This is a genomic window from Cupriavidus sp. 8B, from assembly GCF_054589115.1.
Genome location: NZ_BAAILO010000090.1, coordinates 21,266 through 35,058 on the forward strand (window position 1 = coordinate 21,266; position 13,793 = coordinate 35,058).

The window sequence follows — 13,793 nt, forward strand, 5'->3', positions numbered from 1 at the left end:
ATCAAATGGCCGGACATTCGCCGCCAGAGACAAAACCACGAAACCAGCAAGGCCGGCAGCATCGTGGCCAGACGCACCGCGTACGGCAGATGTGGGAATGGTCACCGAGCAAAGCGATCAGGGGCCTTACGGCGAGACCCGTGGGTCATGCAGCTGCGATGACCCTAAATCCGGTAAGGCACGCCAGCCAACACTCAGGGCCGTACGACGCAACCACAGAGGCAAAAACAGCCTTATTGCTCTGCTCCCGGCAGGGCGGCTTTCTTCTCGTTAGTCTTCTTTGCCGCGCAAAGAAGAGTGACCGGCAGCCCCCGCAGGGGGATGTCGTACGGCACTTGGGTCCAAAAGCCAACGCCGCAAAATAAAAGCGCAATCAAGCAACAAGAGCCCAATGTGCTGCTCTTGGGCCCAAAAACCAACGCCACCCCAAATAGACCACAAGCACAAGCCAACCAAACTCAATCCGTCGTACTAGGACTCCAGAACGCCTGATGAATATGCTCGGACTCAGCCAACGCCGCCATCAAGCGATCCAGCACATCCCCATCGACGGAAGTCGATGTGAGCACCGCTTCAATCTCGACATCGCTATCCCCAAACGCATGCACCTCCAGGTCCCGGGTCGGATAATTCCCCGCCTCCAGCGTATCCTCAAGCAAGCGCAACGCCTGCTTCTGCGCGGCCCGCGGCGCAATCACATAGACCGTATTGGTCACCTCCACCGCGGTCGTATCCATCGGCTGCTGGTTGATGCGATTCACCACCGGCCGCAACAGGGTATTGGCCGCCAGCACAAACAGGCAGCCCAGCCCGGCCTCGAGAATCAGGTCCGCCCCCGCGCTGGCCCCGATCGCGGCGGATCCCCATAACGTGGCAGCCGTATTCAACCCCCGCACGTTCCCTTCCTCCCGCATGATCACGCCGGCACCGAGAAAGCCGATGCCCGAGACCACATAGGCCACCACGCGCACCGCGCCGTCGTGCCCGGCCATGCGGTTGGCCATGTCGACAAAGATGGCGGCACCCACCGCCACCAGCACATTGGTGCGCAGGCCGGCCGTGCGCTGGCGGATCTGCCGCTCGTAGCCGATCACCGCGCCAAGGATGAAGGCGGTGGTCAGGCTGACGCTGGTGTCGAGCAGCGAGTCGAGGTTGATGTTCTGAAAGGCTTGGAGGGACATGATGGTTTCCCTGGGGCTTGAAAATTATTGTTATGGAACTGCTTGTGTCTTTCTACGCCGGCCAGGTGTCACGCCGATGTCATCGGCGGCGGCTTTCGCACCGCCGCCGCAAAAGTCGCCGCGCGGGGATTATTGCCAGCCGAAGCGTCGAATATAGAACCGCTTGACCGCCGTCACCAACAGGGCGTAGCCCAGCACGATGCCGATCATCCAGGGAAAATAGCCCGGCGGCAATGCCTCCAGCTTGAAATACGCCGCCAGCGGACCCATCGGCAGCCAGATGCCCACGGCCATGATCGATACCGTGGCAATTGTCAGCGGCCAGGCCGCGCGGCTCTGGATAAAGGGCAGCTTCGGCGTGCGGATCATATGGACGATCAGCGTTTGCGTGAGCAGCCCGACCACGAACCACCCGGACTGGAACAACGCCTGCGCTTGCACGTTGTTGGCGGCGAACACGTACCACATCACCACATAGGTCGTGATGTCGAAGATCGAGCTGATCGGGCCGAACACCACCATGAAGCGGCCGATGTCGCCCGGGTTCCAGCGCAGCGGCCGCGCCACCAGTTCCTTGTCCACGCGATCGAATGGAATCGCGATCTGCGAGACGTCGTACAGCAGGTTCTGCACCAGCAGTTGCAGCGGCAGCATCGGCAGGAAGGGCAGGAATGCGCTGGCCACCAGCACCGAGAAGACGTTGCCGAAGTTGGAGCTGGCCGTCATGCGGATGTACTTCAGCATGTTGCTGAAGGTGCGCCGGCCTTCGATCACGCCTTCTTCCAGCACCATCAGGCTTTTTTCCAGCAGGATGATGTCGGCGGCTTCCTTGGCGATATCCACCGCGCTGTCCACCGAGATGCCGATATCGGCCGCGCGCAGCGCGGGCGCATCGTTGATGCCGTCACCCATGAAGCCAACCACGTGGTCGTTGGCGCGCAGCGCCACCACCAGTTGCTCCTTGTGCAGCGGCGACAGCCGCGCGAATACGTTGTGCTCCTCCACCGCGCGGGCCAGCGTGGGGGCGTCCATCTTCTCGATGTCCGGCCCCAGCAGCACGCGCTTGACGGGCAGGCCCACCTCGCGGCAGATCTTGGCGGTGACCAGTTCGTTGTCGCCGGTCAGCACTTTCACCGTGACGCCGTGCTCGGCCAGCGCCTTGAGCGCGGGCAGCGTCGAATCCTTGGGCGGATCGAGAAACGCGATGTACCCGACCAGCGTCAGCTCGCATTCGTCGGCCACGCCATACTGCGCTTGCGTGGTGGGTGTTTCCTTCATCGCTACCGCGACCACGCGCAAGCCTTCCTCGTTGAGGTCGTGCGTTACCTGGCGCACGCGCGCCAGCATTTCGCCGTCCAGCGCTTGCGCCGCGCCATCGATCTGCACGCGCGTGCAGATGCCCAGCATTTCCTCCACCGCGCCTTTGCAGATCAGCTCGTTGTGATCCTCGCGCTCGGCCACCACCACTGACATGCGACGCCGCTCGAAATCGAACGGGATCTCATCGACCTTGCGGTAATGCTGCGTCAGCTTCAGCTCGCTTTGCAGCTCCACGTGGTCAAGCACCGCGCGGTCGAGCAGGTTCTTCAGGCCGGTCTGGTAGTAGCTGTTCAGGTAAGCGTGCTTGATCACGTCGGTGCTGATGCGGCCCAGCACATCGGTGTGCCGCTCCAGCACGATCTTGTCCTGCGTCAGCGTGCCGGTCTTGTCCGTGCACAGCACGTCCATGGCGCCGAAATTCTGGATGGCGTCGAGCCGCTTCACGATGACCTTGCGGCGCGACAGCATCACCGCGCCCTTGGCCAGCGTGGAGGTCACGATCATCGGCAGCATCTCGGGCGTGAGCCCGACCGCGACGGACAACGCGAACAGGAACGCCTGCGTCCAGTCGCCTTTGGTAAAGCCGTTGACCAGCAGCACCAGCGGCGCCATCACCAGCGCGAAGCGGATCAGCAGCCAGCTCACCTGGTTCACGCCAGCCTGGAAGGCCGTGGCCGAGCGGTCGGTGCTGGTGACGCGCGCGGCCAGCGTGCCGAAGTAAGAGTGGTTGCCGGTGGCGAGCACCACGGCGGTGGCGGCGCCCGAGACCACATTGGTGCCCATGAAGGCGATGTTGGCGAGCTCCAGCGGGCTGTCGTGGCGATCGCGCAGTTCGGCGAATTTTTCCACGGGCAGCGATTCACCCGTCATGGCCGCCTGGCTGATGAACAGGTCCTTGGCGGCAATGATGCGGCAGTCGGCGGGAATCATGTCGCCGGCCGAGAGCGCGACCAGGTCGCCCGGCACCAGCTTGGCGATAGGCACTTCGATCTTGAGTGGCGGGCGGGAGTGCACATGCACGTTGAAGTACTCCGCGCTGATGGCGGCAACGCCGGCCGAGAGATCGCGCCGGATCACCGTGGCCGTGGTGCTGACCATGGCCTTGAGGCTTTCCGCGGCCTGGTTGGAGCGCCGCTCCTGCACGAAGCGCAGGAGCGTGGACAACGTCACCATGGTGCCGATGACGATCGTGGCCTTCATGTCCTCCGTGAAATAGGAAATCAAAGCCAGAAGGGTCAGCAGCAGATTGAACGGGTTGCTGTACGAATGCCACAGGTGCAGCCACGCTGGCAGCGGCTTCTCATGGTCGACTTCGTTCGGGCCGAACTGCTTGAGTTTTTCGTCCGTCTCGGCGCTGGTCAGGCCGTCCTCGTGCGAGCGCATGCGTACCAGCACCGCCGGCACGTCTTCTCGCGCGGCGCGCTTCAGGGATTGCGCCAGTTGCTCAGGCACGGTGCGCGATGGCCCCGGCTTGCCCAGCGACTCGAACATCGCCAGCCGGCGGAAATGGTGGGTCACCCGGCGCGTGCGCAGGAAGGCGACGAAGAGCGTTTTCATCAGGTTCATCGGTGCGGTTTCCCAAAAGTCCCGGCGTGCCGGGCGGCGATGCTGGAGTGAGGCGAGGAACAGCAAAGGCAAGCGCATTGCGCCGCTTTTGCCGGATGCGGTGAGCGTGAAGGCGGGGCGCGGGTCAGCCCCGCCGGCACCGGTGCGCGGCGCTATGACGCGCTGCGGCATGGCGGGCGGGCGGCTGGGCCAGTGCGAGCAGCAGGACGGCGGCGCGGCCTGGCCGGCCGGCGTGCCAGCGCAGGATCTGCAGCGCCAGCAGGGCGTGTTGTGCGATCAACAGGGACGACATGGGGCCTCCTTGCGCTAACGCTCGACGGCGCGCGCAGGCAGGGGCGGATAACGCATCGCGAAAGCGCGGACGAGCGCATTCTCGCGGGGCGATAGCCGCAGGCATTTGCAACGAACTGGGAGGGAGTCGCACGGAGAACCCGTGCAACGGACCACTACCCGCCGGTATCGGCTAGGCAGTGGCGGTAGGACGCCTGGACTTGCCTAGCCGTTCAAGGTTTGGCCGCAAGGCCAACTAGAACAACTGTCCATGGAGATGACTCCGAAGCGATAACGGGGCGAAGGGTAACAAAGGCAGCGCGCGCTTGGCAACCCTTTTTTCCGGCTTTTTCCGCGGAATGGGAATGGTCCTAAACTTTGCGCTTTTCGTGCCGTAAGGCAACTTGTACGGCGCCGATCCGGCGAGACGATCCGCGCGCCATCCATGCGCCGTCCAGGCGTATGCGTGGTAGCGCCTCGCACCAACCTTTGTCAGAATAGGGGGCTGCCATTTTCCCGGCGTTGGGCAAAGCACCGCCAGACGTTCAGCCGTTAACACGTTAAGACGTTCACGCATGGTTCCGGCATCTCAGGAAACCACGGCGTCAGGTCGCGGCATCACGCTGTGGCCTGCCAGCATCGGGCCCCTTCCGTTCCCTGTGTTCCCAACCTGCCAGAAGCCTATGACCACTGTGCTCCCGAGTGAAACGCAGGACGCGATGCGCAAGCTGATCCTGCTGATTTCCCTGCACGACCAGGATGCCGCGGACAAGTACTGGACCGCGTTCCAGCAAGCGCTTGCGCGCACCGAAACCGGCTGCGACGGCCATATGCTGCTATGGCCGCTGACCGAAGCGATCGGCCAGGCCGCGGGCTTTTACGTGGAATGGAAAGACACGGCCGCCGTGGTGCGCGGCGTGCAAGCCCTGTGCGACCGGGTCGGCCTGCGCGTGGACTGGGGCGTGCCCGAGCCGCTCGCGGCGGGCTTTCTCGCGCGCTACGATGTGCCCGGCCTGATGGCGATCGCGCAGGTCTCGTTGCAAGCGGCCGGCTTTACGCTGTGGTGCTGGGACACGCAGGCGGATGCCTACGCGGGATGGATGATCCGCAGCGCGGACGAGCCGGTGCTGGCCCAGCTTGCCAGGCATCTCCACCTGATGATCGATCCCGCCGACGAAACCTACTGAGCCGGCTCCGGCTCCGCGTTCACATTTGTTGACATTTGCGCCGGGCGGCTGCGATAGCCTGGTGGCGTCCAATGCTGGCCCGGCGGCATGCCCGTGAGCCTTGCGCATTGCGGTCGCCTTTCTCGTCCGCCGATCTTCCCGGCGCAATGGCTGGACATGGAGCGTGTTCCCGGGTTGCCACAAGGTAGCCAAGCGGTAGCCAAGCGGTAGCCATGAGAAGGTAGCCATGAGAATGGCTTCGGTGGAAGACGATGAGAGCCAGGCCGAACGCATCCGGCGGATCGATGCGAGCGCTGCTGCGCCGGGCGTATCCGCAAGCCATGGTGGAGAGCGAAATCGTGGGGGCTGGTTACTACGTCGCGGACCCGGTCCGCCGCACCGCGAGGCGCACCGACACAGTTGTTTGCATTTGCAAAACGGGGAACCGCTAACCTGTTCACCGGGGTGTCCCAGACGGCATCCCAGCCCCCAGGCAGCAGTGCCCCCTGCTGCCGATTTGCCGACCAGGCCATGTCTCATGGCCTGGTTTTTTTCGGTGCGCGGGCTCGGCTACGCTGGCGCAAAAGCGCGCCAACACGATATGGCACAATGCCGTCTTGCTTTTTGCCGAGCCACGGCGAGCGCTGCGGCGGATCGCGCCCATGGCTACGGCGCGCGCCCCCCCCCACTTCTATAGATTGAGACTCATTCCGGAATGCCAGCGCAGTGCGCCACGCTGCGCACGATGTGGCGAACCGGACGCCTTGCATGCGCTTTTCCCATATTGCTCATCTCGCCGCCGGGGCCCTGGCGTGCAGCCTGAGTCTTGCCTTCGCGGCCACGCCTGCAGTCCCTTCCGACATGCCGGCGAGCGCACTGCCCGCGATCCAGCTGGCTGCCCTGCGCGCGCAGCGGCCGCTACCGCCCATCCGCTTCCTGCTTACGTTCGACGATGGCCCAGATGCGGGCGAGGATGGCAGCACACCGCTGATCCTGCGCCAGCTTGCCGACAACCCGGTGACCCCGGGCATCAAGGCGCTCTTCTTCGTGCAGACCGCCCACCCGAGGCGCGGCGGCGGCGAAGCCGGCAAAGCGCAGATGCACGCCACCTGCCTTGCCGGCCATCGGCTGGCGGTGCACAGCGGGCTGCCGATCGGACATCTCTCGCATACGCGTATGTCGCCCGAAGCGCTGGAGGCGTCGCTGCTGTCGGGCGAGGCCGATATCATCGCGCAATGCCGCGGCGCGGCCCAACTGGTCCGTCCGCCCAACTGGGCCTACAACGATGCGGTGCAGGCGGTGTACCGCAAGCTCGGCCTGGGCATGCTGATGTCGGACGTGAACGCGCGCGACGGCAAGATCTACGGCTGGCATATCAGCCTGCGCCGCCGCTCCCATATGAACAGTGAACTAGCCCAGGTAAAGGCGGCCATCGCCGAGCAGCAGTTGCCTATCAGCGCTGGCGTGGTGCCGATCGTGGTGAGCTTTCACGACACCAACGACTACACGGCCTCGCACATGACCGAGTACCTGCAGATCCTGGTGGAAGAAGCCCGGGAGAACGGCCTGGTATTGGCGGACCCGCCGTTCTACACCGATGCCCGCGTGGCGGAACGCGCCGCGCGGCTGCGCGCGCCGTCGGGCGTTTATGCGCGCGACAGCTGGCCCTGAGGCCTTGGCGGCAAGGTCATCGCAGGCGGGTCCAGGCTTGGGATAAGGGGGCATCGGCGACGTACAATACTGCGCCGGGGCCCGCTGTGGCCCGCCGATCCGCCCAACCCAACTGCCGCCAATCACGATGGAAAGCGTCGTCACCGAGATTTTCTTCCGCCTTTCCACGGCGTTCTTCTGGCCGGTCGCGCTGGCGTTGCTGGTGCTGTTTGTGCTCTCGCTAGCCGATCTCGGCAGCCTGATCGTGCAGTCCCGGCGCCGCGCCGTGGCGCCGCGCAGCGATCTGCCCGCGCTGGCCAATGCGCTGGCCGCCAGCCTGCGCAATGGCACACGCGCGCATCTGGGCGCGGCATCGCTGTCGCCTTCACTGGCCCGCTTTTGGGGCATGCTGGAAGAACGGCTCGCCCGGCTCGATTCGCACGAACACCTTGACCTGTGGCTGGACGAAACGCTGCAGCGCGAGGAAATGCACGTGGCCAACCGGCTCGACCTGACCCGCACGCTGGTGCGCATTGCGCCGATGCTGGGCCTGGCCGGCACCATCATCCCGCTTGGGCCGGCGCTGCAATCGCTGCTCGGCGGCGATATGGCCGGCATGGTCAACCACCTGGTGATCGGCTTCGGCGCGGTCGTCTGCGGGCTGGTGCTGGGCGGCATCGCCTACGTGTTGACGCTTACGCGCGAGCGCTGGGCGCGGAGCGATCTCAAGGAAATGGAAAACCTGTGCGAGCTGGTGCTGCGGGCCATGCCCGAGCCGCTGGCGCCCGCGGCACACGCTCGCGCTGCCATCCATCTGTCCGGGACGCACGCCTGATGGACGCGGGCCAGGGACACCAGTTCAGGCGGCGGCGCTTTGTGCGACGGCGCCGCGCGCAGGGCGAGCTTGCCTCGGTGCATCGGGAAGACCCGCTGGCGGGCGTGGCCAACCTGTTCGATGCCTCCATCGTCTTTGCCGTGGGCCTGATGGTGGCGCTCACGCAAGCCTTCAGCCTGACCCAGCTGCTCAACCCCGACTCGCAGTTCACCATGGTCCAGCGCGATCCCCGCACCGGCGAGCTGCAGTTGCTGGAGAAGAACCGCAAGGAGGTCAAGGTCAGCAAAATGTCCGCGCAGCAAAAGACGGGCGAGGGCACCCGGCTGGGCGTGGCATACCAGTTGCCGGATGGCAGCGTGGTGTATGTGCCGGAAGGCGCGACGGCTGGCGGGGCCTCGGCCCCGGGCGCACGTTGATGGCTTTGGCGCAGCGGATTTCGCTGCGGCAGCGCTGGCTGCTGGTGCTGCTTGGGCTGCTGTGCGGGTGCGCGGCCGGCCTGGCAGGCCATGCCCGCGCCGCCGTGCCAGGACAGCCTGCCCCGGTACGCGTGCTGCTGGTCACCACCAATACGCACCTGCTGCCCGCCGCCGAAGCGCGCCTGCGCGAGCTGGCTGGGCCGGGCAGGGTGGTGCTGGACGCCGTCACGGCAGCGCCCGATGCGGCGCAGGTCGCCGCCGCCGATGTCATCTATGCGTACTTCGCCCCCACGGCCGTGCTGCGGCAGATGGCGCCGGCCGTGCGCCAGGCGCGCCAGCGCGGCGCGCTGGTGCTGGCGGCGCCGGCAGCCTCCGCCGAGGCCGCCTGGGGCTTTGGCCTGGACGCCGCGCGCAACCAGGCCGCCGAGGCTTACTGGAGCGCCGGCGGCGCCGACAACCTTGCCGGCTGGCTGGCCTGGCTGGTGGCCGCCGTACGCGGCGAGCAGGCCATCGCCGTGCCGCCGCCGCGCCCGCTGCCCGCGGCCGGCATCTATCACCCGCGCGCCGCGCAGGCGTTCGCCACGCTCAAGGACTATCTCGCCTGGTATCGCGCCGGCGCAAGCGGGCTGCCCGCCGACGCACCGCTGGTCGGCATTGCCTTCTACGCCAGTAACTATCGCCAGCAGGATCTGGCCCACATCGATGCGCTGGTCGCGGCATTGGAACGCCAGGGGATCGGCGCGGTGCCGGTATTCGGCTGGCCGCTGTCCGGGCTGGACCCGATGCTCACGGTCGACGGCCAAAGCCCCGTGCGGGCCTTGCTGACGCTGAACCTCACCATCAGCCGCGCCGAGGACAAGACCTGGCTGGAGCGCCACGGCCTGCATGCCATCAACCTGATCGCCACGCGCGACAGCCAGGCCGGCTGGCGCGCGGATGTGCGCGGCATCGGCGGCGAGCGCCTGCCGCTGCTGCTCAACACGCCCGAGCGGGCCGGGGCCTCGGAGCCGATCCTGTTCGCCACGCTGGAGGACGAGCACGGCGCCAAGACCAGCCGGGCCGTGCCGGAGCGCGCGGATGCGGCGGTGGCCCGCGTGCGGCGCTGGATCGCGCTGCAGGACAAGCCCGCGGCCGACAAGCACATCGCCATCCTCTACTACAACAACCCGCCGGGCCGCGGCAATATCGGCGCCAGCTACCTGGCCACGCTGCCCTCGCTGGTGCAGGTCATGGCGCGGCTGCGCGAGGCGGGCTACCGTTTGGGCACCACGCTGCCGGACACCGCCGAGCTGACCGCGCTGCTGGAACGCAATGGCCGCAATATGGAAGAATGGTCGCCCGGCGAACTGGCCGAGATGGTGTCGCGCGGCCGCGTCACGCTGCTGCCGATGGCGCAGTACAAGCGCTGGTTCGATGCCTTGCCGGCGGCGTTTCGCCAGTCGGTGCTGGCCGCCTGGGGGCCGCCCGAGCGCAATCCGCTGATGTTGGTGAATGACGGCCACGGCGGGCAGGATTTCGTGATTCCGGGCCTGCGCTTCGGCAATTTGTTCGTCGGCCCGCAGCCGCTGCGCTCCACCTTCGCGCGCGCCATGGACAGCTCGCACGATACGGTGACCCCGCCGCCGCACTCCTATATTGCCGCTTACCTGTGGTACCGCCACGCCTTCGGCGCCGATGCGATGGTCCACGTGGGCCGCCACGGCACGCTCGAATGGCTGCCCGGCAAGCAGGTGGGGCAGAGCGGCGACGACAGCGCCGAGGTGCTGCTGGGCGACCTGCCCAACGCTTACTTCTACATCCAGGACGGCGGCGGCGAGGCCATCCAGGCCAAGCGCCGCAGCGCCGCCGTGCTGGTCAGCCACCTGACCCCGCTGATCGCGCGCGCCGGCTGGCCGGACAAGCTGGCCAAGCTCGACGAGGTGATCGAGCAGCTGGAGGCCGCCGCCGCCAGCTCCCCCGCGCTGGCGGAGCAGTACCGCCTGCAGGCGCTGGCCCAGATCCGCGCCCTTGGCCTGGACCGCCAGCTCGGGCTGGATCTTGGCACGCCGTGGGAGCAGGTCGAGCCGGTGATCCACCGCTTCCTGCACAAGGTGGAGGCCGAGCCGGTGCCGCTGGGCATTCACACGCTGGGCGAGCTGCCGCCACTGGATGCGCAGCGGCAGGCTTTGGCTACCGTGCTGGAAAGCGCGTTCGACGCGAGCGAGGCGCGGCATATCGGCAAGGACACGCTGACGCGCTGGGCTGATGCATTGCTCGAAGGCCGCGAGCCGGCCAGCGCGGCGGATACGCCATTGCCGCCGCCGCTGACGGAGAAGGTAAAGGCCGCGCTATCCAATACGCGCGCATGGCTGGCCAACCTGCGCGAATCGCCGCGCCGCGAGCTGGATGGCCTGGTGACCGTGCTGTCCGGCCGCTACCTGCCGACCGCGCCGCTGGGCGACCCCGTGCGCACCCCCCAGGGCCTGCCCACCGGGCGCAACCTGCACGCCTTCGAAGGCGCCCTGATCCCCACGCCGGCCGCCTGGCAGCTCGGCAAGCAACTGGCCGCGCAGACGCTGGCACGCTATCGCGAGGAAACCGGCAAGGCGCCCGAGCAGGTGTCGATGGTGCTGTGGTACGGCGAGACCGAGCGCCACCAGGGCGCGATGGAGAGCGAGGCGCTCTACCTGATGGGCGTGGAGCCGGTCTGGAACGCCCGCGGCGTGGTGGAGGACGTGCGCCTGATCCCCGATGCCGAACTCGGCCGAGCGCGCGTCAATGTGCTGTTCACCATCTCCGGCATCTACCGCGACGGCTTCGGTGACAAGGTGGCGCTGCTGGACAAGGCCGCGCGGCTGGCCGCCGCCGCTGGCGACAACGCCATCAGCCGCCACGACCGCGAGGCGCAGGCCACGCTGCTGGCGGCCGGCGTGGAGCCGCAACTGGCCGCGCGCCTGGCGCGCGCCCGCGTGTTCGCCGCCAAGCCCGGCAACTACAGCATCGGCGTGCAGCAGATGGTGGAGCAGAGCAAGGACGTGGCGCAGGCCGGCGAGCAGCCGGGCGCGCTGGCGCGGCAATACCTGCGTTACATGAATTTTGCGTTCTCCAGCGAAGGCTGGGGCGAGACCGCGCCGCAGGCGCTGGCCAGCCACCTCAAGTCCAACCAGGCCGTCCTGTTCTCGCGCGCCAGCACGCTCTACGGCGCGCTCGACAACGACGATACCTACCAGTACGCCGGTGGCCTCAACATGGCCACGCGCGCGGTCAGCGGGCAGGCGCCGCGCTTCTGGCTGCACAACCTGCGCCGCGCCGGCGAGGAGCAGACCGTGGATGCCCGCACCTGGCTGGCCACCGAGCTCAACGCGCGCAACTGGAACCCGCGCTGGATCGAAGGCATGCAGCGCTCCGGCTATGCCGGCGCGCGCGAGATGTTCAAGGAGATCGAGCATCTCTATGGGTTCCAGGCCACCAGCCCGGAGCAGATGAGCGGCAGCTTCTGGCAGAACACCTACGACGTCTATGTGGCCGACAAGAACGGCCTGGGCATGGACCGCTTCTTCGCCGAGAACAATCCGCACGCGCGGCAGGGCATCCTGGCGCGGCTGCTGGAAGTGGACCGGCAAGGCAGCTATCGCTTCACGCCGGCCGAGCGCGCCGGGATGGCGCGGCGCTATGTGGAGTCGGTCAATCGCGATGGCTTGTCCTGCTCGGCCAATAGCTGCGGCAATCCCGTGCTGATGCGGTACATCGCCGGGCTGGGGCAGCTAGCCCGGCTGCCCACGGATGCGCTGCGCGAATTCTCCGAGCGGCTGGCGACGGCCATGCCGGGGCGAGAGCCGGCCGCTGCTTCCGGCCGGGCTGCATTGGCCGACGCGCCCCGTGCGAGCGCGCCACCGCCGCCGGCTCGGCAGGCTAAGCCGCAGCCAGCACCGGCGCTGCGTCCCGCGACCGATCAAGTGACCGGCCAATTGCTCGAAAGCCGTGTGCTCAAGCTCGCAGCGCCGGCGCCGCCGAGTGGCCTGGCGCCGCGCGAGGCGCTCTGGACCGCAACCCTGATGCTGCTGCTGGTTGGCGCTGGCGCCTTCGCGGAGTGGTGGCGCGGCCGTGGCCGGCGGCAGCCCGCGCCACGCTGACGCGCCACAAGTGGACAGCACCGTGCGATCTCTTTATGCTGGTCTCCTCGCCGCGGCCAGGCCCGTTGCCGCTTGCCGGTACGATACTTACCTGCTGCGCGGAACATAACTTGCGAAGGGCCCGCCGCGCATCGCACGCCCCGAATCAACCCCAGCGCCAGCGCTGAATTCCCTTATCCGCCATGCAGACCCGTAAAATCCCCGCCACCATCGTCACCGGCTTCCTTGGCAGCGGCAAGACCACCTTGCTACGCCATATCCTCGAGAACGCCAACGGACGGCGCATCGCGGTGATCGTCAACGAGTTCGGCGAGCTGGGCATCGATGGCGAGATCCTCAAGGGCTGCGGCATCGGCTGCGACGAATCCGGCGAGAGCAATGGCCAGCTCTATGAACTGGCCAACGGCTGCCTGTGCTGCACGGTGCAGGAGGAATTCTTCCCGGTGATGGAGCAATTGCTGGAGCGCCGCGGCGATATCGACCACGTGTTGATCGAGACGTCCGGCCTGGCGCTGCCCAAGCCGCTGGTGCAGGCCTTCAACTGGCCCAGCATCAAGAACGCCTTCACCGTGGATGCGGTCGTCACCGTGGTGGACGGCGCGGCCGCTGCGGCAGGCCAGTTCGCCGCCGACCCGGACGCCGTGGACGCGCAGCGCAAGGCCGATCCCAACCTCGATCACGAGTCCCCGCTGCACGAGCTGTTCGAAGACCAGCTTGGCGCGGCCGATCTCGTCATCCTCAACAAGACCGACCTGATCGACGCGGCGCAGCGCGCCGAGGTGGAGGCGCTGATCCGCCCGGAGATCCCCGCCGAAGTGAAGATCGTCGGCGCGCAGGGCGGCAAGCTGGATATCGAGCTGCTGCTGGGCCTGAACCGCGCCTCGGAAGACACCATTCACCTGCGCCCGGACCACCATGGCTCGGCAGACGATCCCGATCACGCCGACCACCATCACGACGAGTTCGACTCCGTGGTGGTGGAGCTGGGCGAGGTGGACCGCGACCAGCTGATCGACGGCCTGCGCCAGCTGGTGGAGAGCCACACCATCTACCGCATCAAGGGCTTTGCCAAGTTGCCGGCCAGGCCCATGCGGCTGGTGCTGCATGGCGTGGGACGGCGCTTCGACGGCTACTTCGACCGCCGCTGGCTGCCGGGCGAGGCGCAATCCACGCGCATCGTGCTGATCGGCCAGGAGCTTGACCAGCCTACGCTGCAGGCTGCCCTGGAGGCCGCGCTCGCCGCCGCCGCCGCCGTGCGCACGGCTTAAGCGCTTCAC

Annotated in this window: 9 protein-coding genes; 6 read left to right on the forward strand and 3 right to left on the reverse strand. The window is 67.1% G+C overall.

Annotated features, from left to right (window positions below; all coding sequences use genetic code 11):
* Nucleotides 1–458: 458 nt before the first annotated feature.
* The 3 genes from ACYP5B_RS08525 to ACYP5B_RS08535 form a co-directional block, all read right to left on the reverse strand.
* A complete protein-coding gene (locus tag ACYP5B_RS08525; RefSeq protein WP_459569290.1) occupies nucleotides 459–1,181 on the reverse strand; it encodes an MgtC/SapB family protein in 723 nt (240 codons plus the stop codon).
* A 129-nt stretch (nucleotides 1,182–1,310) separates the two neighbouring features.
* Nucleotides 1,311–4,067 (reverse strand): magnesium-translocating P-type ATPase, encoded by a 2,757-nt coding sequence (mgtA, locus tag ACYP5B_RS08530; RefSeq protein ID WP_459569291.1) that lies wholly within the window; start codon nucleotides 4,065–4,067, stop codon nucleotides 1,311–1,313.
* A 124-nt stretch (nucleotides 4,068–4,191) separates the two neighbouring features.
* Nucleotides 4,192–4,359 (reverse strand): hypothetical protein, encoded by a 168-nt coding sequence (locus ACYP5B_RS08535; protein WP_400091817.1) that lies wholly within the window; start codon nucleotides 4,357–4,359, stop codon nucleotides 4,192–4,194.
* Between the two features lie 661 nt (nucleotides 4,360–5,020).
* Between ACYP5B_RS08535 and ACYP5B_RS08540 the strand changes: the two genes are divergently transcribed.
* From ACYP5B_RS08540 to cobW, 6 genes are all read left to right on the forward strand, one after another.
* Nucleotides 5,021–5,524 (forward strand): DUF6630 family protein, encoded by a 504-nt coding sequence (locus tag ACYP5B_RS08540; protein WP_400091819.1) that lies wholly within the window; start codon nucleotides 5,021–5,023, stop codon nucleotides 5,522–5,524.
* A gap of 747 nt (nucleotides 5,525–6,271) precedes the next feature.
* Nucleotides 6,272–7,174, forward strand: a complete 903-nt coding sequence (locus ACYP5B_RS08545) for a polysaccharide deacetylase family protein (RefSeq protein WP_459569293.1) — start codon at nucleotides 6,272–6,274, stop codon at nucleotides 7,172–7,174.
* 127 nt (nucleotides 7,175–7,301) lie between these two features.
* Nucleotides 7,302–7,988, forward strand: coding sequence for a MotA/TolQ/ExbB proton channel family protein (locus tag ACYP5B_RS08550; protein WP_459569294.1), 687 nt, complete (start codon nucleotides 7,302–7,304; stop codon nucleotides 7,986–7,988).
* On the forward strand, nucleotides 7,988–8,404 hold the full coding sequence (locus tag ACYP5B_RS08555; protein ID WP_400091824.1) for a DUF2149 domain-containing protein: 417 nt from the start codon (nucleotides 7,988–7,990) through the stop codon (nucleotides 8,402–8,404). Before ACYP5B_RS08550 ends, ACYP5B_RS08555 begins: the two co-directional genes overlap by 1 nt.
* Nucleotides 8,404–12,516 carry a cobaltochelatase subunit CobN gene (locus ACYP5B_RS08560; RefSeq protein WP_459569295.1) on the forward strand — a complete coding sequence of 1,371 codons (4,113 nt, stop codon included), beginning with the start codon at nucleotides 8,404–8,406 and terminating at the stop codon, nucleotides 12,514–12,516. Before ACYP5B_RS08555 ends, ACYP5B_RS08560 begins: the two co-directional genes overlap by 1 nt.
* A 182-nt stretch (nucleotides 12,517–12,698) precedes the next feature.
* Entirely contained in the window at nucleotides 12,699–13,784 is a 1,086-nt protein-coding gene (gene cobW, locus ACYP5B_RS08565) for a cobalamin biosynthesis protein CobW (protein WP_459569296.1), read from the forward strand.
* The last annotated feature ends 9 nt before the right edge of the window (nucleotides 13,785–13,793 follow it).